This is a genomic window from Bacillus cereus group sp. N6 (assembly GCF_016483705.1).
In the GTDB taxonomy this organism is placed as follows: Bacteria; Bacillota; Bacilli; order Bacillales; family Bacillaceae_G; genus Bacillus_A; species Bacillus_A wiedmannii.
The window spans coordinates 12958-34047 of the sequence record NZ_JAEHBI010000003.1 but is presented as its reverse complement, the minus strand read 5'-3'; the positions used below and the strand labels follow the sequence as shown (position 1 = coordinate 34047).

The window sequence follows — 21090 nt, the reverse complement described above, 5'->3', positions numbered from 1 at the left end:
AAGTTTAATAGAATATTTATTCGATGTTTGTATTGTATCAGCACTTTAATTTTTATGCAATATATAAAATAAAAATAAATAAAATATCAATACAAACAACGTTTGTTATGTATAAAACATTGCATAAAACAACATAACTATGCATATCCCATAAATTTTAATACTAAATAAAAAAAGGCGGTACATCCACTTCATTGTGGACGTACCGCCTTTTCGCTTATATTTATAGTTCTTCACAATTCTCTTCGAAATAAGATTGTAGTTTTGCAATAACTTGCATTGGTTCATGACCTTCAATTTCATGACGTTCTACCATCGTTACAATTTTTCCATCTTTTAATAAAGCGAATGATGGAGAAGAAGGTGGATATCCTTCGAAATATTCACGAGCTTTTGCTGTCGCTTCTTTATCTTGACCTGCAAACACCGTTACAAGATGGTTAGGACGTTTATCATAATGTACGGAATGCGCAGCAGCAGGACGAGCAATACCACCTGCACAACCACATACAGAGTTTATCATTACAAGTGTTGTTCCATTTCTTTTAAACGCTTCTTCTACTGCTTCCGGCGTCGTCAATTCTGTATATCCAGCAGAGACAATCTCTTCACGCGCTTGGCGGACAACATCATTCATAAAAAAGTTAAAATTAATCAATCTTTTCCCTCCTCTAAAACTATCTATTTGTATCTTACCAGTTAATGTTTATGAAATACAAGTAAGTTTACTTGTATTTCGGCATAGAAAAGGTGTTAGAGCCCTTGCTCTAACACCTTTTTTTAATGGCCACGATGCTTTTGCTTTGCTTTTTGTACTTTAATTAAACGTCTTCTTTGTTTTTCAGCTTCTCGCTTCTCTTTAGACTGCACTTTCTTTTCTTGTTTATACAATTCATAAGATAAACTAATCGCTTCTTGTGCCTTAGTAAAACGCTTTACATTTACTTCTTTTGCCGCTTGTCGTATGATACGTTTTATATTTTTTGGACGCTGTTTTTCTTCCACTTCCACACCGCATTTTGCAACATGCTGGAAATATGCTAACATTGGACCATTCACAAATATAAGTACTTCTTCATCTGAAGGTTCCATTCCAAAAATATACCTTGCTCCATACAATTTTCCTTTTTCTTTATGCGTAATAATTCCTACGAAAAATTGACCATCGTGATATACTGTCAAATCCATTGACAGCCCCTCCTTAAAAAAAATTAGAAATACTGGACATCCCGGAGGGGAAGGTTACTGACATGAAATCATGTGTCTGGACTACCGACCAGAACTGTGTTTTTGTATCTCTTTCATTATATTATATCTTTTTTTCCATAATTTTCATATATTCAGTAATCATTTTTTTATGCGATCCTACAATATAGTCAGGTAGTTCTGTTAGTGGGAAGAATGTAAGCTGAACCGCTTCTTCTTTATTCATAACAAACTCCCCTTCATATTCATCCGTATAATAGGCTGTCGTTACGGATTGAAATTCATCACCATTTGCTAGTTTTGTAAAATAATTCGCTCCCGAAAATACATTAATTAATCGCAAGTTCTTCACTTCTATTCCTGTCTCTTCATATACTTCACGGCAAGCTGTTTCTTCTGGTGATTCGCCAAGCTCCATTAATCCGCCAGGCAATCCCCATTTTCCGTAAGGCTCTGTTCTTTGCTGTAATAAAACATCCCCATTTTCATTTATAACGAGTACAACAGCACCAACTAAAATTAAAGGGCGATGACCAACTATTTTTCGTAATTCTTCTACATATCCCATCGTATCGCCTCCTTTTTCGTTGTCCACACTATTGTATCATATGTATGAAACGACAAAATGCGTATATTTTTCATTTTTTTAACAAAATATTTATTTTATGTGCTTCATCTACTGTAGCTAACATAATGGATTCAACTTCTGCGTTTTTCTCTAGAAATTCTCTCGCCCACTCTTCTGTTTTTCCTACTAAAGCTAGAACATCTTGCTGAATCCTCCCGTCCTTTACTAATACAAAAGAAACTGGAGATCTTCTTCCCGCCACTTTCAGATCAAGCCGCGAAACTGCTTCATATTCTGGATACTGAAATATAGAAACGACACCGTTCGCTTCCCATAATGCTAATTTAATCTTTTGAATATCACTCACATTTCGCATACGAAGTTCCGAAAATAAATATTCCACCGTAATTCTCGCTTTTTTCAAATTGCTAAAATCAATGGAACCATTGTGTATAAGAATAATAGGTGCTGGCTCTAAAAAGCGTCTCCATCTATCCCATTTCAACATTAAGACTGAGCTTATAATGTGAAGTACAACGAGTATGAACGTTGTAATCATTGATCCGAGTAATCCTACTTTTTCATCAGATAATGCGTTAGAAATATTTCCACCAAGCAATAATACTAATACGACATCTAAAAAACGAAGTTGCGCGATGGATCTTTGCCCCATCGCTTTCGCAACTAATATTAAAAATATGTATGCTATAATAGCCCGAATAACCCATTCACTATTGGAAAGATGCCGTGCCCCTTCAAAAATATGCATATGCATCACTTTGCACTCCTTACCCGTCTCAAACTGCTACTTTGTTTTAGTTTGCAACGTTTAAGAGCATATATGTAAAAAAGCTGGTTCGTATTTACACGAACCAGCTTTTTTACTTAACAGAAAACATATACTTTTTATACGTTTTCCGTACCGATAATATGAGACCCATCATAATCATATTCGAGAACAAGGAACTTCCCCCATACGATAAGAACGGTAATGCAATCCCTTTTACAGGCATTAATCCAACGATCATACCGATGTTTTGGAATATTTGAACCGTTAATATTCCGATTGATCCAGCACATAATAATGTACCGAATAAATTATCAGCAGAATAACCGATAATAATTGTTCGATATAGTAGTAATAGGAACAAAAATACAACTAACGCGGCTACGATAAATCCACCTTCTTCGGCAATTGTAGCAAAAATAAAGTCAGTATGCTTCTCAGGGATATAGACGTTCCCTTCGCCAAATCCTTTCCCTTCCATACCGCCACTACCTACAGCTAAAATCGATTGCTGTGTTTGATAACCTTGATCTGTATGTTCAAATGGATCTAACCAACCTAAAATACGTGATTGTTGGTGAGGTTTTAGTAACGTAACTAACTTATTAAAGAAGAAATCCTCATACCTTACGTAAATAAATATTAACGTAGATAATACGGTCACCGGAATAACTGTACATAACGCTATCAATTTCTTCTGAATACCTGACATAAATAAAATACATGCAATAGCAGCAGCATATAAGAACACCATCCCTGTATCCGGTTGGCTATATACAAAGGCCATAGGTGGAAGGGATACTAGCATAATTTTACCCACTAACTTTAAATCCGTTTGGAATGTCCTTGCCATATACTTTGCATTATGTTTCACTGCTATACTTGCTACTACGAGGAGCAATGAAATTTTGAAAAACTCAGATGGTTGAATTTGTCCAACTAACGGAAATACAAACCATCTTTTTGCACCTAATTTTTCAGGTGTGAAAGTGGAAACCGGTAGTATGCTCAAAAGAATAAGTGAACCAAATCCAACGATATAAAGTGGCCAAGACAATTTTTGTAATTGATCTAAGTCGATGCTTGCCACAAGCAGTAACAATACAACTCCAATTATGTAGTTCAAACCCTGTTTCATCGCAAAGTTTGCCGCTCCATATTGGCCAGTTTGCTGACTGCTATATATAGCAGCTATACTCGTAACACATAATGCAAACAAAATGAATATTAATTTTACATCTAAACTTTTTAGAAACTCGGTACTTCTTTTCATGACATCCTCCTGAAACATTGTTACAGCAAAATAAAAAACCAGGAGTCAACATTCTTCATGTTTTGACGACTGATTACACATTATCTATAAAACACTTATATAGAATAACTCTCTTTTTCATACAATACAATATATTATACTACAGTTTCGTCAGTAAGATTTGCCAAAAAAATTATTCTTTTCTTATTTTATATCCATATACCATATATCAGCAATGTATTTTCATAAATTCCTAATACATAATCGTTCATTGTAAGATTACTGGGGAAGATATTATACATATAGTAGGATGTAGATGAAGAAATAAGATGATAAAAAGCTCGCATAAGCGAGCTTTTTATTAATATACAGATGTATTATTTTCTGACGTATTTTCTAAAATTTCTTTTACACGTCCTAAGAACTTACCACAAATTAAGCCATCTAGTACACGGTGATCAAGTGATAAACATAAGTTAACCATGTCGCGAGCACCGAACATACCATTATCCATAATTACTGGGCGTTTTACAATTGATTCAACTTGTAAAATAGCCGCTTGCGGATGATTAATAATACCCATAGATTGAACAGAACCAAATGATCCTGTGTTATTAATTGTAAATGTTCCACCTTGCATTTCGTCCGCTTTTAACGATTTCGTACGTACTTTTCCTGCAAGCTCTGTAATTTCACGAGCAATACCTTTAATCGTCTTCTCATCCGCGTGTTTAATTACTGGTACAAATAGTTCGTCCTCTGTTGCAACAGCGATAGAAAGGTTAATATCTTTCTTCTGAACGATCTTATCGCCAGCCCACATTGAATTGATTTGAGGATACTCTTTTAACGCTTGCGCTACTGCTTTTACGAAGAAAGCAAAGAACGTTAAATTAAAGCCTTCGCGCTTTTTGAAATCACCTTTAATTGAATTACGGTATGACACAAGGTTTGTCACATCTACTTCAATCATCATCCAAGCATGTGGCGCTTCGTGTTTACTACGTAACATGTTCGCTGCAATTGCTTTACGCACACCTGTTACTGGAATTTCGATATCGCCAGGCATTGTTGGTACAGAAACTGGTTTTGCAGTTTCTACTTTTTGTGCTACTGGCGCTGCTTTTGGTGCTTCTGGACGCTCTTCTACTACTGCTGCTACCGCTTCCTCTTTCTTCGCACCTGCTTGCGGAATATTTCCAGATTCCACCAGCTTTAAAATATCTTTACGAGTGATACGGCCATTTGCTCCCGTACCTTCTACTAAATCTAAATCAACATTATGCTCACCTGCAAGTTTTAAAACAGCTGGTGAAAAACGTGGTTTTCCATCAGTTGGTTGTTTTGCTTTCGGTGCTTTTTCAGACGTAGCTACTTCTGACTTTGGTTCTTCTTTAGTTTTTTCCTCAACAGCTGTCGCTGCTACTTCATCTGCGCCTTCTACTTGAATAACACAAACTACTTCACCTACAGCTAACGTCTCACCTTCACCAGCAATTAATTCTTTCACAATACCAGTGAAAGAAGATGGTACTTCAGCATTTACTTTATCAGTCATTACTTCTGCAAGTGGATCATACTTGTTTACATGATCGCCAACATTAACGAGCCATTTACTAATTGTACCCTCTGTAACGCTCTCCCCGAGCTGAGGCATTGTGATATTTTCTACAGCCATGTATAGTCCCCCCGATTAAAATTCCGCAAGTTCACGCATTGCTTTTTCAACTTTATCTGGATTTACCATAAAGAATTTTTCCATTGTTGGTGCATATGGCATTGCTGGAACGTCTGGACCTGCAAGACGTGCGATTGGCGCATCTAAATCAAACAGACAGTTTTCAGCAATAATTGCTGCCACTTCACTTATAATACTTCCTTCTTTATTGTCCTCTGTTACAAGAAGAACTTTACCTGTTTTAGAAGCTGCTTCAATGATTGCTTCTTTATCTAATGGATATACAGTACGTAAATCAAGAACATGTGCAGAGATGCCATCTTGCGCTAACTTTTCAGCTGCTTGAAGAGCAAAGTGAACACATAATCCGTATGTGATAACAGTAATATCATCACCTTCGCGTTTTACATCTGCTTTTCCGATTGGTAATACGTAATCATCCTCTGGCACTTCACCTTTAATTAAGCGATATGCACGCTTATGCTCAAAGAATAATACTGGATCTTCATCACGAATTGCTGCTTTTAATAAACCTTTTGCATCATACGGTGTAGAAGGAATGACAATTTTTAAACCTGGTTGGTTCGCAAACATCGCTTCCACAGATTGTGAATGATACAATGCACCGTGAACACCGCCGCCAAATGGCGCACGAATTGTAACTGGACAAGTCCAATCGTTATTAGAACGATAACGAATTTTTGCTGCCTCAGAAACAATTTGGTTTACTGCTGGCATGATGAAATCAGCAAACTGCATTTCAGCGATTGGACGCATACCATACATTGCCGCACCAATTGCTACCCCAGCAATTGCAGATTCTGCAAGCGGTGCATCAAGCGCACGATCTTCACCAAATTGATCATATAATCCGTGTGTCGCTTTAAATACGCCACCTTTTTTACCAACATCTTCACCTAAAACAAATACTTTCTCATCGCGTTCCATTTCTTCGCGCATTGCTAATGTAATAGCATCAATATAAGACATTACAGCCATGAAACGTTCCCCCTATTCTGCGTATACGTGCTTCAATGCATCTTCAGGTGCTGCATACGGAGCATTTTCTGCATATTCTGTTGCTTCATTTACGATATGCATAATTTCGTCTAACATTTGTTTTTCAAATTCCTCAGTTAACACGCCAGCTTCTTTTAAATAAGCTGCAAATGTTATGATTGAATCTTTTTTCTTTGCTTCTTCTACTTCTTCTTTATCACGATAAACACGATCATCGTCGTCACTAGAATGTGCTGTTAAACGATATGATACTGTTTCAATTAAAGTTGGGCCTTCACCACGACGGCCGCGGTCTGCTGCCTCTTTTACAGCTTTATATACTGCAAGTGGATCGTTTCCGTCTATTGTATATCCAGGCATACCGTAACCAATTGCACGGTCTGATACGTTTTTACATGCTAATTGTTTTTCAACTGGAATAGAGATTGCGTATTTATTATTTTCACACATGAAAATAACAGGTAGTTTGTGTACACCAGCAAAGTTTGCCCCTTCATGGAAGTCACCTTGGTTTGAAGAACCTTCTCCAAATGTAACAAACGTTACTAAATCTTTCTTTTCCATTTTTCCAGCTAATGCAATACCAACTGCATGTGGTACTTGCGTTGTTACTGGAGATGATCCTGTCACAATACGATTTTTCTTTTGACCGAAGTGACCAGGCATTTGACGACCACCAGAGTTTGGATCTCCAGCTTTCGCGAAAGCAGACAACATAAGCTCTTTAGCTGTCATACCGAACGCTAGTACAACACCCATATCACGGTAGTATGGTAATGCATAATCTTTCTCTCTATCAAGAGCGAATGCTGCTCCAACTTGTGCAGCCTCTTGTCCTTGACAAGAAATTACGAATGGAATTTTACCCGCACGGTTTAATAACCACATACGTTCGTCGATTTTACGTGCAAGTAACATCGTACGGAACATTTCTAATACTTGCTCATCACTTAAGCCAAGCTCTTCATGGCGCTTTTCTTTTACTTCTGCCATTTTTCATAACCTCCTAAATCCACATTTTTATGCGTGTAACGCTTTTCCATCTACAGCTAATGCTGCTTCACCAATCGCCTCAGATAATGATGGATGCGGATGAATTGTATGTGCTACTTCCCACGGTGTTGCATCAAGTACTCTTGCAAGACCAGCTTCAGAAATCATATCTGTTACATGTGGTCCAATCATATGAACACCAAGAATGTCATTTGTTTCTTCATCAACTACAAGTTTTACGAAACCATCTGATTCGCCGTATACAAGTGCTTTTCCGATTGCACGGAATGAGAACTTACCTACTTTTAACTTATAGCCTTTTTCTTTCGCTTCTTGTTCTGTTAAACCGACAGAAGCAACTTCTGGACTGCTATATACGCATTTTGATACCATAGAGTAATCAATTGGTGTAACTTCTTTACCAGCAATATGTTCCACTGCAACAATTCCTTCATGAGAAGCAACGTGAGCAAGTTGTAAGCCGCCGATTACATCTCCGATTGCGTAAATATGAGATTCTTTCGTTTGATAAAACTCATTTGTTTGAATGTATCCTTTTTCCACAACGATATCCGTATTCTCTAAACCAATATTTTGCGTATTGGCTTGTCTTCCTACAGATACAAGCATTTTTTCTGCTTTAAATTCTTTATTCTCACCGTTATGTTCAGCTTGAATTGTTACTCCGTTATCTTTTACCAATGTTTCTGGTAATACTTTTGCACCAGTTACCACTTTAATACCTTTTTTCTTGAATAGACGTTGCATTTCTTTTGAAACGTCCTGATCTTCTAGTGGTAATATCGTTTTCGCATACTCTAATACTGTAACTTCTACACCGAAGTCAGCAAGCATAGATGCCCACTCAATACCGATTACACCGCCACCAACGATAATAATTGAGCTAGGAAGCGTTTCCATTTTTAGGGCATGATCGGAAGACATTACATACTCTCCGTCTAATTCTAAACCTGGTAACGAATTCGGACGAGAACCTGTTGCAACAAGTACATTTTTTGGAATTAACATTTCATTCTCTTCTCCACTTGCAAGTTCAACTGAAATTGTCCCTGGCATTGGAGAGAAAATAGATGGGCCAAGAATACGGCCGATACCTTCAAACACATCAATTTTACCTTGTTTCATTAAGTGTTGAACACCTTTATGAAGTTGCGTTACAATCTTCTCTTTACGCTCTTGCACTTTCGCAAAGTTTAGTTCTACATTACTTGCAATAACTCCGAACTCTTCGCTTTTTTTAGCAGTTGCGTATACTTCCGCACTACGTAAAAGAGCTTTACTAGGAATACATCCTTTGTGCAAACAAGTACCACCAAGATTTTCTTTTTCAACAAGTGCAGTTTTTAAACCTAGTTGTGATGCTCGAATAGCAGCAACATATCCACCAGTACCGCCGCCAACGATGACTAAATCATATTCTCTTGCCATTATCTCAACCCCTAGCTACTGTTTGTTTTTCTCGTACAACATACTCTTTCGGCGCTTCTTCTTCACGTAATACACGAAGTGCTCCTTCTGCTAATGCTTGTAATTCATCTTCCCCTGGATGTACGATAACATCTGCAATCCAGTCAACACGTTCTTTTATTTCATCAACAAGAATTTTACTGTACGCAAGTCCACCAGTTAAAACGATTGCATCAATTTTCCCATGAAGTACAGCGCTAGCTCCGCCAATCTCTTTTGCAACTTGATATGCCATTGCTTTATAAATAAGAGTTGCTTCCGGATCACCTTTTTCAACCATTTGTTCTACTTTGATCGCATCATTTGTACCGATTAGGCTTACAAGTCCACCTTGTCCAACAAGTTTTTTAACCATTTCGTCACGGTAATACTCACCAGAGAAACACATCTCCACTAATTGCCCTACCGGTACTGTACCCGCACGCTCTGGACTAAATGGGCCTTCTCCGTTTAAGCCGTTATTCACATCAATAACTTTTCCTTTTTTATGAGCACCAACTGTAATACCGCCACCCATATGTGTAACTAATAAATTTAAATCCTCGTATTTGTGATTTAATTCTTCAGCCACTTTACGAGCAACTGCTTTTTGGTTTAATGCATGGAAAATACTTTTACGTTCCATACCAGCAATACCACTTATACGAGCAACCGGCTCCATTTCATCTACAACGACAGGATCTACTATGAATGCCGGAATATTTAATCCAGAAGCGATTTCATATGCTAAAATACCTCCAAGGTTTGAAGCATGATGACCGCTAAACCCATTTTTCAAATCTTCTAACATCGAATCGTTTACTGTGTATGTTCCGCCTTCGATTGGACGAAGTAATCCCCCACGCCCACAAACTGCGTTTAACTTTGAAATGTTAATACCGTGAGAATGTAGAACTTCTAAAATCGTTTCTTTGCGAAACTCATATTGATCGATAATTCTCTTATATTTTCCAATTTGTTCTTCGTCATGACGAATAGTTTCTTCTAAAACGGGCCTTTCATTATCAAAAACACCAATTTTTGTGGATGTACTACCCGGATTAATAACAAGAATTCGATTTAAAGACACTGTTGCTACCTCCACTAATAAATTCAAAAGGAGGTGGAAACCTCATAAGAGGTAACCACACCTTTTGTAAAAGTAATATATGAATGATTAGCGACGGCTAATAATGTCGTGACCGTTGCGTAAGTATGTGCTACGAGAGTTTTTCAAGCTTGCAATGCGCTCTTCAGCTAAACGATCTGCTGCTACATAAGTTGCAATGCCATCACGTTTTGAAATTTCGATTACTTTTGCAATTGTGTCATAAATAGACTCAACACGTTTTAGTGCACGTTCTCTATTGTATCCATATAATTCGTCTGCTACGTTAATTACACCACCAGCATTAATAACATAGTCTGGTGCGTATACAATACCCATTTCATGAATCATGTCGCCGTGACGATTTTCTTTTAATTGGTTATTTGCAGAACCTGCGATTACTTTTGCTTTAAGTTGTGGAATAGTTTCGTCATTAACTGTTGCGCCTAATGCACATGGTGCGTAAATATCACATTCAACACCGTAAATTTCATTTGGCTCAACTGCTGATGCACCGAATTCTTCTACCGCGCGTTGTACAGCTTCTTTATTAATATCTGTAACGATTAATTTTGCTCCTTCAGCATGTAAATGTTTGCATAGGTGATACGCTACGTTACCAACACCTTGAACAGCAATTACTTTTCCTTCTAAATTATCAGTACCGAAAGCCTCTTTCGCAGCTGCTTTCATACCACGATAAACACCGTATGCAGTTACTGGAGATGGGTTACCAGAAGAACCGAATGATGGTGAAATACCTGTTACAAAATCAGTTTCTTCGTGAATAATATCCATATCATCTACTGTTGTACCAACATCTTCAGCTGTAATGTAACGTCCGTTTAGTCCTTGAATGTATCGTCCTAATGCACGGAACATCGCTTCGCTCTTATCTTTACGTGGATCACCGATAATTACTGTTTTCGCACCACCTAAGTTTAAGCCAGCTGCTGCGTTTTTGTATGTCATCCCTTTTGCAAGACGCAATGCATCTTCAATCGCCGCTTCTTCAGAATCATATGTCCACATTCTTGTTCCACCAAGAGCTGGTCCAAGTGTTGTATCATGAATTGCGATGATTGCTTTTAAACCAGATTCTTTATCTTGACAAAATACTACTTGCTCATAATCATATTTTTCTAAGTATTCGAAGATTTCTAATGTCATTGTCGTTTCCCCCTAGTGTTTTACCCTGTTTGGTTTATTTTGAAGCAGTCGTAACTGCCAATGCTAATGAATATACCTTTGTTTCTGCTGAATCAGCACGAGATGTTAAAACAATCGGTGCTTTTGCGCCAGCAATCATAGCTCCTACTTTTGCATCCGCAAAGTATACGAGTGATTTGTATAGCACATTTCCAGCTTCAATCGTTGGGACGAGTAAAATGTCTGCTTTACCTGCTACATCACTTACTATGCCTTTATGTTCTGCTGCAATTTGTGATACTGCATTATCTAAAGCAAGTGGTCCATCAACGACACAATTTTTAATTTGTCCGCGGCGATTCATTTGAGTTAACATCGCGGCATCAATTGTCGCTTGCATCGCAGGATTCACAACCTCTACTGCTGCAATTGGTGCTACCTTTGGCAAATCTATTCCTATTGCCTGGGCAACTTCTACAGTATTCTGTATAATAGCAGCTTTTTGTGTTACATCAGGTGCAATGTTCATCGCTGCATCTGTAACAAAGATAAGACGATCGTAATTTGGAACTTCAAATGCTGCAACGTGTGAAAGTGCGCTACCTTTACGAAGTCCCCACTCTTTATTTAATACAGCTTTCAAAATATTTGCTGTTGGGATGTTTCCCTTCATAAGCACATCTGCTTCGCCATTTCTTACAGCTTTAACAGAAAGTTCTGCAGCCTCAGCACTTGACGCTGCTGCAATCACTTCAATGTGTTCTGAAGTTTGTAAACCATGTTCTTGTAGCATCCCCATTATTTTTTCTTGATTTCCATATAGACGAAATTGAGCTAGCTGTAATTTAATTGCTTTCGCTACAGCTTCAATTACTTCATGATCTTCAGCTACTGCTACAGCCACAGTTTTTTTAGGCTGTCCTGCTGCTTGATCAATTAAGTGTTCTAACTTCATATTTTGTAATCAACCCTTTCCGTCGTCCCTCGTCTATTTATAAAGCAAATACCGTGCCAACTTTCAAAAGTGGTCTTACCAATAATGAAAACGCATTCAAAATGCAGTGAAATCAATACTTTGGAAAATAACGAAACATTCTGTCTCGTTTTGTCGCTTTTTGTATACCATGCAATAAATTGCACGGTACGCAATTTATTGCATGCTATTTTTTGCACACTCATACTTTTCTAGCTTGTAATATAAATTTCGAACCGAAATTCCTAATGCTCTTGCAGTTTTTGTTTTATTTCCATCAAACCTCTCTAAACATTCATGAATGATATGCCCTTCAAACTCTGTCACTAATTGTTCAAGTGGCTTTTCTTCTAATTCAGGTAATAAGTTATTTTGTTTTACCTCAGTCTGCTCCTCTGTATGTAAAGGTGGTAAATGATGGACATCAATATATATTTCGTTATAATTCATAAAGATAATAGCTCGTCCTAAAATGTTTTCAAGCTCCCTCACATTTCCTGGCCATTCATATGATTGTAAATATGAAATAGCCGAATCAGTGAGCCCCTCTACATTCCGACCATAATCTTGGTTAATTTTTTGAATCAATCTGTCTGCAATTGCCGGTATATCTCCTTTTCGCTGACGAAGAGACGGAATTTGAATTGGAATTTTATTTAATCGATAATATAAATCCTCTCTAAACTCTCCTTCTAGAATGCCCTTTTCTAAATTCACATGTGTCGCTGCAATTACCCGGACATTTATAGGTATCGCTTTCGTTCCACCAACTTTTACAATTTCTTTTTCTTGCAACACGCGAAGGAGTTTCGCTTGCGTATTTGCAGACAATTCTCCTATTTCATCTAAAAAGATACTACCGTTATTCGCTTCCTCAAAAAAACCTCGTTTTCCGCCTCTTTTTGCTCCTGAAAATGCACCTTCCTCATAACCGAATAATTCACTTTCTAATAAAGTCTCGGAAATAGCAGCACAGTTTACCCGGACGAATTTATTATATTTTCGATTACTTCCATTATGAATTGCATGTGCAAACAATTCTTTACCCGTTCCAGATTCTCCGCGTAGTAATACTGTTGCCGGTGTATTCGCTCCAAGTTTCGCCTGTTCAATAGCGGCCGTTGTTTCATCTGAATTTCCGACAATGTCATCAAATGAATATTTCGCTTCTAACGTTCGAATAATTTGCCTTGCTCTATTCAATTCATTTGTTAACTTTTGAATTTCTGATACGTCACGAATTACACCAACGCTTCCTTTCAATATCCCATCCACTATAACTGGCGCTACGTTTACAATTACATCACGCTTCTTTTGTCCAATCTTCATATGTATTCCGCGTACCGCCCTACGCGTTCGAAGTACTTTCATATGCATACTTTCACCTTCTACAATATCAGTTGTAGCCGGTTTCCCAATAATGTCCTCTTCTGTTAAACCTGTTAATTTCGTATACGCAGGGTTAATTACTAATCCTCTTCCCTTTTCATCCACGACCGAAATTGCTTCCTCAGACGAGTTGATAATCGCCTCAAGTAACGTTTGAATCTCCTTTAAATCTGTAACTTCTTCCGCAAGATCTACAACCTCTGTTATATCTTTAAAAATCGCAAATGCCCCTTGTACCTCTCCTCCCTCTTTTAATATTGGAATACGGGTTGTAATAATTTTCTTTTCATTCTCTAATGTCAGTTCATAATTTACTTCTATTTGTTTCGTACGTATAATACGAAGCAACTTACTAGTCGGAATAACTTCTAAAATATATTTCCCTACCGCATCTTCTTTTTTATATCCGATAATACGCTCTGCACTTTTATTAAATAGGCGTACTTGTCCCTCTCGATCAATCACAATCATACCGTCATGCGTAGAATTTAAAATTAAATCCCCTTGCTGCGTCTGTTCTTCTAATTTTCCAATTAAACTTTCCTTCTCATGTGCTAATCTCGTAACAATTTTCGCAATATCACCTGGTATAAGAAGAGTATCTTTATGCTTTTTCTTTATTAAATCTTTATGTAAATCATCGTCACCCGTCATATCAAACATTACATCAATATGCATAGAAAGAAACGGCGTTACACTCTCTCCAATTGTAACCCCATATTCCTTAGCCATTTGTAATCCCTTTGCTATCGGATTTATATCAATAATCCCTATAATTTGAAATATATTTGAACTTTGTAACAGATTCAGCAGTGTACTACCACCTTCACCTGCACCAACAATTAAAACTTTTTGTTTCATATATTACACTTCCTCTCGAAGTATCTCTGCAAAATTTTTCACACCCTTATCTTACTCGTTCAGCCCCCTCTTGACAAACCCCCTTTTCATATAACATCATTGAAATAAACAAAATAATCTGAAAAGGAGCGTTTATATGCAGCGTTACCTTGCTCTATCATTAGCACTCATCCCTATTTCATTAGCTGTGTTTGGCATTAAGTTAATGAGAGATACTGTATTCGGGATTCTATTTCCTCCACTCTCTATACTATGGTTACAATTTTTAATCGGCGCTCTCTGCTTCGGGCTCGGGTTTTATATCTTCGGAGGCTTCGTCTTACACCGAGACCGTAAACGAAATAAAGTACAAGCTCGCTTTAGAAGGTAGGAAGGCCCCACTATTTATAAATAAAAAATGAGACCGTTACACGCGGTCTCATTTTTTTATCGGCAATAACATTCTTGCTGTTTCGGGGTAATCAGTAATAATCGCCGAAATATTCATATCAAAATATTTACGCATAAGCGTTTCTTCATTTATTGTATAGGGCCGAACCTCTACACCACTTTCCATCGTTAATTCAGCAACAGCATCTTGAAGATAACGATAATTAGGGTGCACTGCTGTAGCGCCCATTTTTTTCGCATACGCCCACGGACTATGCAAACCTTCACGATATAAAATCGCTGTTTGAATATCAGGAGCCATCATATGACACCTTTTCATACTGTAGTGATTAAATGAAGAAAATATAACACGATCTTCTAGATTACATTTCCGTACAAGCGTTATAACTTCTTCCTCTAAACCTCTGTATGGAATTTTATTATTTTTCAGTTCAATATTAAGTAGCAACTCTGTTTTATCAATCCATTCTAACACCTCTTCTAAAAGAGGTATTTTACAAAAGCCTACTTTATCACCGAATTTATAGCTCGCATCTAATTTACATAAATCCTCATATAAATAATTACGAACCGCACCTTTTCCATTTGTTGTCCGGTCCACTGTTTCATCATGAATGACGACAACTTTTCCATCTTTCGTTAATTGAACATCAAGCTCAATTCCATCTGCTCTAAAAGATTCAGCTGCTTCAAATGAAATCATTGTATTTTCTGGGTACGTTCCCGCTGCACCACGATGTGCAAATATAAGAGTCATCCTCACTCCCCCAATCTTATGCTATACTATACGAAAAAGGAGGTACTTCTATGAGACCATTACAAATTTCTCCAGACACTGCAGTCCGCCTATCAAAAGCATTAGGTGTTCCACTTGAACAACTTATGCATATGCCGCAGCACATTCTAATTCAAAAGTTAGTTGAATTAGAAAAACAAAATAAAGACGAGGAATAATACAGTCCTGTTTTGCAGGGCTTTTTATTATTTTCTATTATATCACGGATGACTTCCCTACTAAAATCCTTTAACAGATATACTATGATTCCATTTAATCTTTTTTTCAAACATTTATAATCAATAAATTAAAACCCCTCTTTTAATAAAAGAGGGGTTTCTTACTACTCATTTCAGTTACTCAAATTATGCATGTTTCTTTTCTTTATTAAAAATCATAAACAATTTATACAACCCTAAAGAAGCTGGAATATTCATAAATGCAAATGCTTCATAAGTATAATGAGGAGCTGTTTCCCATAGTAATAAGAAAGTAAACACCCCTAACGTACTAATCATCGCAATTCGTATAACTTCCGATTCATTTTCATCTTTCTTTTTATAAAGTATAACAGCCGCCAGAACAGCTACATAAACAAATAATTTGATAACATACGAATATACAGTAACGATTTTATACTTCGTTGTACTATAGTTCGATACGTAATTAGTTATCGTGTCGTTCTTCTGCTCAAACCATTGTCCAATACGGTACATGGAGAACTGACTTGATACCCATTCTCTAGTTATTTTGTCATTTAAATGGTGTACATAACCCGTTACACCAAATTCACTGAAACGCTGCACTATAACTTCTTTATTGTGTTCATTTAAATCCTTCGTATTCTTTATGTTTTCATCATCAATATAATCTGCATCTGCCTGATTCCACACACCGTACGTATCTTTGTTCAACCCCATTTTCACCCAATGAGTGAATGGAATTTTTTCAATTTCATTATCGGTACTGAGATTTAGCTTTGTCGTTATACTTTTAAAACTTACAATAAGGATTAAACAAAATAAAACACTACTTAACACCTTTACAGAATACTTCTTACGAAATTTAAAAATATTCTCAATTAAAATCGCTAACGCTAACGCCAATGCTGTCGGTCTTATAATATAAGTACAAGCCGCAAAAACTCCTAATAAAATCCATAAAATAATCTTCAACCTTTTTGTTTCCGCTGTTTTCAAACATAAATATGTATACATCGTTGCTGAAATAAAAAATATTACTAATGTATGCGTATAGAAAACTGGCGCCTGCCAATATATAAAAATGTTTAGCACAGATAACACGATCGATATGTGAGCAACTTTAAAGTTTGTAATTTTCCTTACAATCAATACATTTAAAATAATACTACCTGTTATACATACTATTGGTAATATTTTTATCGCCACATCTACGCTTCCTACCAATTTAGCAAAATATCCTCCTAATAATACAATATGTGTATTATATGGATAAAATAGAAGCTGTCCCATTTCTAAAAATTGATTATCTCCATTAAACACAGAGACAATTCCTTGTTTAAGGATGGCATAATCTCCTACAACAGGGTTAAATGCGATAGAAGTAATCATTATTTCCGTCGTCAAAATGATTACGATACCTAAAGCAATCATAATATTTGTGTACGTTCTTTTCATTTTATTAATAACCCATTTATAATACATAAAGAAGAGCGCAAATAAAAGCAACGTCGCCGCTAGAACAGCACCGACTTTTTGGGGAGTGTACTCCTCAGTCGGATAAGGAAATTCACCACTCATCAAAATTGTTTTGGGGATAAAAAATTTACTTACTATCATTGAAAATATAGATAAAAACACTGTCATAACAATGATTGGGTAAGCTCGATTCACTATTTTTTTTAAAGTCATTCATCCATTCTCCTATATCTCTAACTTTCCAAATCAATGATACGTTATGGAAATTATGATGTCAAACCCACGTATTTCCTGTACATATCCTTCTTTTCACTACATTTTTTCACATAAATTTATATATTCCCTCAAAACCCTTAAATCGAAGGAAATAAAAAAACTCCCTAAAAGGAAGCTCCTTCGTAATCTATAGTTTATCTCACTATTTACAGGCAGTAAGAATCCCGGCACACAATTTGACGATGGCGTTAGGTGCGGGATGGGAGCCCCTACTAATTAAAGGTTCATTTTATTGCACATGTGGCGCATCTCCTGAATCGTATAGTTCTTTCGCTTTTTCCTCCCCGAATGTAGTTAAAATATAATGTTGCTCTTCTACCGCATCCATCGCTCTAGTGGCTTTACAAGTGCTACCTTCTTGGGCATCCGAGAAATAATTGTGATCTTCTACAATTTGACTAAAATCTTTTTTCGCCCATCTATCAGCAATCTCTAAAAGCTCATTTTTTTCGCAAAGCCACTCTTATTTATGATATTTTTTAATTTTTCAGCATTATTTTGAATCATTGGAATGGATTCTGATTTTCGTTCTGCTACTACTTTTTGATGAGTCATGTGATGCATCACTGTAATGACTTCGCTTTCAGTAGAATTTTCAGTAACATACACATCAACAAAGACTCCATCTACCTCTCTACCTACTATCGTTGGATCTTCTTTTTTATCTATTTGAGCATTCACTTCTTTATCTACTGGATTATCGGCAAGTTCTAACATTCCAAATGTAACTGCAACAGCAAGAACTCCCATAGCTGCTACTATTCCTAGCCAAGTTAATATTTTATTTTTCATTCCCCTTCTCCCTATCTATACCTATTTAATTATCTTATAAAAAAACTCACTTATATGTAATATTACTAAAAACAGGATTTATCTTCCATGATATCAAATGATCTCTTGTTCTCAATAAAATAAAAAGACCAACGAATTCTAAAATTCATTGGTCATTAAATAAAAAGTTCATTGGTTTTACATTTAATATCGAGTATAAATTTAAAGAATGATTAAGCTTTACTAAAACTTAAATCCCTTACTATCTTTACTCTCAGCTAGCCTTATGTTCAAGTCTCAGCTTATCCGCAACCATTGCGATGAACTCGGAATTCGTAGGTTTTGCTTTTGACATGGATACTGTATAACCGAATAAGGACGAAATAGAATCAATATTCCCACGACTCCATGCTACTTCAATTGCGTGACGGATTGCACGCTCGACGCGGCTTGCTGTTGTATTATATTTCTTCGCGATATCTGGATACAATACTTTCGTAATAGATCCAAGTAATTCGATATCATTGTACACCATAGAGATTGCTTCCCTTAAGTACATATACCCTTTAATATGAGCAGGCACACCGATTTCATGAATGATACTCGTAATGCTCGCGTCTAAGTTTTTCGGTTTTCCATCTATTGTAGTTGCTGAACGGAAAGATGGAAGTGGACGTTTAATGGTAGCGTTCGCCTTACCGCTCACTTGACGAATATGACTCGTTAAATTCTCCATATCAAATGGTTTTAATATGAAATATGAAGCACCTAAGTCAACAGCTTTTGTCGTCACATCTTCTTGTCCAAATGCTGTCAACATAATTACGCTAGGCTGTCTTAGCCTTTCAATATTTCGCATTTTCTCTAGTACAGCTAAACCATCTAAATGTGGCATAATAATGTCTAAAACAAGTACATCCGGCTGCTTATCATTTAATAAATTTAAACACTCTTGACCATTATAAGCAGTACCGATTACTTCCATATCATCTTGAGCAGCTACGTAACTCTCTAGCATTGATACTAATTCTTTATTATCATCTACAAGACAGACTTTAATTTTCTCCACAGCTTTTCCTCCCTTACCGAATCGATTCTCCGACATGTGTATCCTTCTAGGCTACATGAATTGTTCGACAATTGTGTGAAAATTCCCTTTTAAAGTTTGTTACTTTCCGATAAAATCACAAAAAAATATGTTTATCGTTCATTTATTCCCTTTCGCAACACATTCCATCATAGAAATACAACGAAACGTTCCACCCTTTTCTTTTATTTTACAACAAAAAACACCTCTTGCGGAGCTTTTACAAAATTTCAACGAATTTTTCAAAAGAAAAGCGAGCTAATTAATAATTAGCTCGCTTTTCTTTCTTGTTCATAAATGTTAATTCCAGCCTCATGTAACATCCATTCAATATGAACACCATATCCTGACGTTGGATCATTTACAAATACATGTGTAACAGCACCAATTACTTTCCCGTTTTGTACAATTGGACTTCCGCTCATGCCTTGTACGATACCACCCGTTTTCGCTAATAAACGTTTGTCTGTTACTTTTATTACCATGCCTTTTGTAGCTGGAAACTTTTGCGGTACTGTACTTACAACTTCAATATCAAACGCTTCCACTTTATCTTTATCAATAACTGTTAATATTTTTGCCGGTCCCTCTTTTACTTGATAAGATAGTGCAATAGGCATCGCTTTATCCATTACGCCATTTGGTATATTTGTATTCAATTTCCCAAATATACCAAATGGACTATTTATTGTAATATTACCAATCACTTCACGATCTGGTGAGAACCTCGCTAATTTCTCTCCTGGATTCCCATGACTACCTCTTTCAATTGATGTAACTGTCGAACGCATAATTTGTCCATCTTCGACTTGAATCGGCTTTTTCGTATCGTTATCAGAAATGACATGACCAAGTGCCCCATATTTCATAGAATCAGGATGAACAAATGTCATTGTTCCGATTCCAGCTGCCGAATCACGAATATATAAACCAATACGATAAGACGATTCTCCACTGTCTTTTTGTGGTGTTAACTTAGTGCGGATATGTTTTCCATCTCTTAACAAAACAAGATTAAGCGGTTCACCTGTTTCACCACTATTATGAATAAATGGTGCTACATCACTCATTCTTTCAATTGTTTTACCATTAATTCCAGTAATCATATCTCCAATTTGCACACCAGCTGTTTCACCAGGAGATACTTTCCCTTTTTCAGTTTGAATTAAATGATGGCCTACAACAAGTACCCCTTTTGTATTTAACTTCACACCAATTGATTGTCCACCTGGAATAACTTTAAAATCTTTCAATACTTTCACATTTACTTTTTTCACTGGAAAACCAGCAAGCTGAAACACCATATCTGCTTCACCATTTTGATGAGGATTTACCATAAGTCCTTGTTTTTGTTCATTGGAACTTACTGTAAACACATGACGATCTGTAGATGAAGCGTGAAAAACTGGTAATGAAGCTATTTCTGATTGTTGCCCTTCAAAAACAACAAGTTGCTTCGGGGATGAAATAAACGTCCGAAGCGGTTTAAAACACCCAATAAAAACTAAAGAAACAAGGAGACAAAGACCTATTATTTTGCGAAATCTTTCTAATCTCAATTTGTTCACTCTCCTCGCTCCTACCCCACATTCAGCCTCTTGGCTTCACTTTTTAATCTCTCCTTGCAGTGCTTTATTTATAACCGGAAGAATTAAGAAATC

The 21090-nt window shown here is 36.6% G+C and carries 19 protein-coding genes and 1 pseudogene; 2 read left to right on the top strand and 18 right to left on the bottom strand.

What is annotated here, in order from left to right:
* Positions 1-223: 223 nt before the first annotated feature.
* The 13 genes from JDS99_RS03320 to JDS99_RS03260 all read right to left on the bottom strand — a co-directional run bounded on the left by JDS99_RS03320 (position 224) and on the right by JDS99_RS03260 (position 14451).
* Positions 224-637 carry a BrxA/BrxB family bacilliredoxin gene (locus JDS99_RS03320; protein ID WP_170968331.1) on the bottom strand — a complete coding sequence of 138 codons (414 nt, stop codon included), beginning with the start codon at positions 635-637 and terminating at the stop codon, positions 224-226.
* Between the two features lie 143 nt (positions 638-780).
* A complete protein-coding gene (locus tag JDS99_RS03315; protein ID WP_073516449.1) occupies positions 781-1188 on the bottom strand; it encodes a YjdF family protein in 408 nt (135 codons plus the stop codon).
* Positions 1189-1309: 121 nt separating this feature from the next.
* Positions 1310-1774, bottom strand: coding sequence for an NUDIX hydrolase (locus JDS99_RS03310; RefSeq protein ID WP_088608133.1), 465 nt, complete (start codon positions 1772-1774; stop codon positions 1310-1312).
* Between the two features lie 70 nt (positions 1775-1844).
* The gene (locus JDS99_RS03305; protein WP_088608134.1) at positions 1845-2549 is read right to left on the bottom strand and encodes a DUF421 domain-containing protein; all 705 of its coding nucleotides are present in this window, start codon (positions 2547-2549) and stop codon (positions 1845-1847) included.
* 106 nt (positions 2550-2655) lie between these two features.
* Complete coding sequence (locus JDS99_RS03300; RefSeq protein WP_199694570.1) at positions 2656-3834, bottom strand: FtsW/RodA/SpoVE family cell cycle protein; 1179 nt, start codon at positions 3832-3834, stop codon at positions 2656-2658.
* Between the two features lie 340 nt (positions 3835-4174).
* A complete protein-coding gene (locus tag JDS99_RS03295) occupies positions 4175-5491 on the bottom strand; it encodes a dihydrolipoamide acetyltransferase family protein (protein ID WP_199694569.1) in 1317 nt (438 codons plus the stop codon).
* 15 nt (positions 5492-5506) lie between these two features.
* On the bottom strand, positions 5507-6490 hold the full coding sequence (gene bfmBAB / locus JDS99_RS03290) for a 3-methyl-2-oxobutanoate dehydrogenase subunit beta (RefSeq protein WP_000290073.1): 984 nt from the start codon (positions 6488-6490) through the stop codon (positions 5507-5509).
* A 12-nt stretch (positions 6491-6502) separates the two neighbouring features.
* Positions 6503-7504 (bottom strand): 3-methyl-2-oxobutanoate dehydrogenase subunit alpha, encoded by a 1002-nt coding sequence (gene bfmBAA / locus JDS99_RS03285; protein WP_000852549.1) that lies wholly within the window; start codon positions 7502-7504, stop codon positions 6503-6505.
* A 27-nt stretch (positions 7505-7531) separates the two neighbouring features.
* The gene (lpdA, locus tag JDS99_RS03280; RefSeq protein WP_000090438.1) at positions 7532-8953 is read right to left on the bottom strand and encodes a dihydrolipoyl dehydrogenase; all 1422 of its coding nucleotides are present in this window, start codon (positions 8951-8953) and stop codon (positions 7532-7534) included.
* Positions 8954-8957: 4 nt separating this feature from the next.
* Positions 8958-10061: a butyrate kinase gene (gene buk / locus JDS99_RS03275; RefSeq protein ID WP_000056197.1), complete on the bottom strand. Its 1104-nt coding sequence runs from the start codon at positions 10059-10061 to the stop codon at positions 8958-8960.
* An 87-nt stretch (positions 10062-10148) separates the two neighbouring features.
* Positions 10149-11249, bottom strand: a complete 1101-nt coding sequence (locus JDS99_RS03270) for a leucine dehydrogenase (protein ID WP_000171359.1) — start codon at positions 11247-11249, stop codon at positions 10149-10151.
* A gap of 34 nt (positions 11250-11283) precedes the next feature.
* Entirely contained in the window at positions 11284-12183 is a 900-nt protein-coding gene (yqiS, locus tag JDS99_RS03265) for a phosphate butyryltransferase (RefSeq protein ID WP_000763066.1), read from the bottom strand.
* 195 nt (positions 12184-12378) lie between these two features.
* Complete coding sequence (locus JDS99_RS03260) at positions 12379-14451, bottom strand: sigma-54 interaction domain-containing protein (protein WP_048546377.1); 2073 nt, start codon at positions 14449-14451, stop codon at positions 12379-12381.
* A gap of 136 nt (positions 14452-14587) precedes the next feature.
* Here JDS99_RS03260 and JDS99_RS03255 point away from each other — a divergent pair, with 136 nt between their 5' ends.
* Positions 14588-14821: a DUF2627 domain-containing protein gene (locus tag JDS99_RS03255; RefSeq protein WP_001190198.1), complete on the top strand. Its 234-nt coding sequence runs from the start codon at positions 14588-14590 to the stop codon at positions 14819-14821.
* Positions 14822-14869: 48 nt separating this feature from the next.
* Here JDS99_RS03255 and JDS99_RS03250 read toward each other — a convergent pair whose 3' ends face one another.
* Positions 14870-15598, bottom strand: a complete 729-nt coding sequence (locus JDS99_RS03250; protein WP_048546379.1) for a glycerophosphodiester phosphodiesterase — start codon at positions 15596-15598, stop codon at positions 14870-14872.
* Between the two features lie 50 nt (positions 15599-15648).
* On the opposite strand from JDS99_RS03250, the gene JDS99_RS03245 reads away from it, so the two are divergent.
* Positions 15649-15795: a YycC family protein gene (locus JDS99_RS03245; RefSeq protein ID WP_001247671.1), complete on the top strand. Its 147-nt coding sequence runs from the start codon at positions 15649-15651 to the stop codon at positions 15793-15795.
* A 186-nt stretch (positions 15796-15981) separates the two neighbouring features.
* On the opposite strand, the gene JDS99_RS03240 is transcribed toward JDS99_RS03245, so the two are convergent.
* The 4 genes and pseudogenes from JDS99_RS03240 to spoIVB form a co-directional block, all read right to left on the bottom strand.
* Positions 15982-17508: a glycosyltransferase family protein gene (locus JDS99_RS03240; RefSeq protein ID WP_199694567.1), complete on the bottom strand. Its 1527-nt coding sequence runs from the start codon at positions 17506-17508 to the stop codon at positions 15982-15984.
* 292 nt (positions 17509-17800) lie between these two features.
* Positions 17801-18363: pseudogene (locus JDS99_RS31850) on the bottom strand (PRK06770 family protein).
* A gap of 253 nt (positions 18364-18616) precedes the next feature.
* A complete protein-coding gene (spo0A, locus tag JDS99_RS03230) occupies positions 18617-19411 on the bottom strand; it encodes a sporulation transcription factor Spo0A (protein ID WP_033658812.1) in 795 nt (264 codons plus the stop codon).
* Between the two features lie 287 nt (positions 19412-19698).
* Entirely contained in the window at positions 19699-20997 is a 1299-nt protein-coding gene (spoIVB, locus tag JDS99_RS03225) for a SpoIVB peptidase (protein WP_199694565.1), read from the bottom strand.
* Between the last annotated feature and the right edge of the window lie 93 nt (positions 20998-21090).

Coding starts and splice junctions, on each gene's coding strand:
- JDS99_RS03320 (WP_170968331.1), bottom strand. CDS start 637: ATGAATGATGTTGTCCGCCAAGCGCGTGAAGAGATTGTCTCTGCTGGA.
- JDS99_RS03315 (WP_073516449.1), bottom strand. CDS start 1,188: ATGGATTTGACAGTATATCACGATGGTCAATTTTTCGTAGGAATTATT.
- JDS99_RS03310 (WP_088608133.1), bottom strand. CDS start 1,774: ATGGGATATGTAGAAGAATTACGAAAAATAGTTGGTCATCGCCCTTTA.
- JDS99_RS03305 (WP_088608134.1), bottom strand. CDS start 2,549: ATGCATATGCATATTTTTGAAGGGGCACGGCATCTTTCCAATAGTGAA.
- JDS99_RS03300 (WP_199694570.1), bottom strand. CDS start 3,834: ATGAAAAGAAGTACCGAGTTTCTAAAAAGTTTAGATGTAAAATTAATA.
- JDS99_RS03295 (WP_199694569.1), bottom strand. CDS start 5,491: ATGGCTGTAGAAAATATCACAATGCCTCAGCTCGGGGAGAGCGTTACA.
- bfmBAB (WP_000290073.1), bottom strand. CDS start 6,490: ATGGCTGTAATGTCTTATATTGATGCTATTACATTAGCAATGCGCGAA.
- bfmBAA (WP_000852549.1), bottom strand. CDS start 7,504: ATGGCAGAAGTAAAAGAAAAGCGCCATGAAGAGCTTGGCTTAAGTGAT.
- lpdA (WP_000090438.1), bottom strand. CDS start 8,953: ATGGCAAGAGAATATGATTTAGTCATCGTTGGCGGCGGTACTGGTGGA.
- JDS99_RS03270 (WP_000171359.1), bottom strand. CDS start 11,249: ATGACATTAGAAATCTTCGAATACTTAGAAAAATATGATTATGAGCAA.
- yqiS (WP_000763066.1), bottom strand. CDS start 12,183: ATGAAGTTAGAACACTTAATTGATCAAGCAGCAGGACAGCCTAAAAAA.
- JDS99_RS03260 (WP_048546377.1), bottom strand. CDS start 14,451: ATGAAACAAAAAGTTTTAATTGTTGGTGCAGGTGAAGGTGGTAGTACA.
- JDS99_RS03255 (WP_001190198.1), top strand. CDS start 14,588: ATGCAGCGTTACCTTGCTCTATCATTAGCACTCATCCCTATTTCATTA.
- JDS99_RS03250 (WP_048546379.1), bottom strand. CDS start 15,598: ATGACTCTTATATTTGCACATCGTGGTGCAGCGGGAACGTACCCAGAA.
- JDS99_RS03245 (WP_001247671.1), top strand. CDS start 15,649: ATGAGACCATTACAAATTTCTCCAGACACTGCAGTCCGCCTATCAAAA.
- JDS99_RS03240 (WP_199694567.1), bottom strand. CDS start 17,508: ATGACTTTAAAAAAAATAGTGAATCGAGCTTACCCAATCATTGTTATG.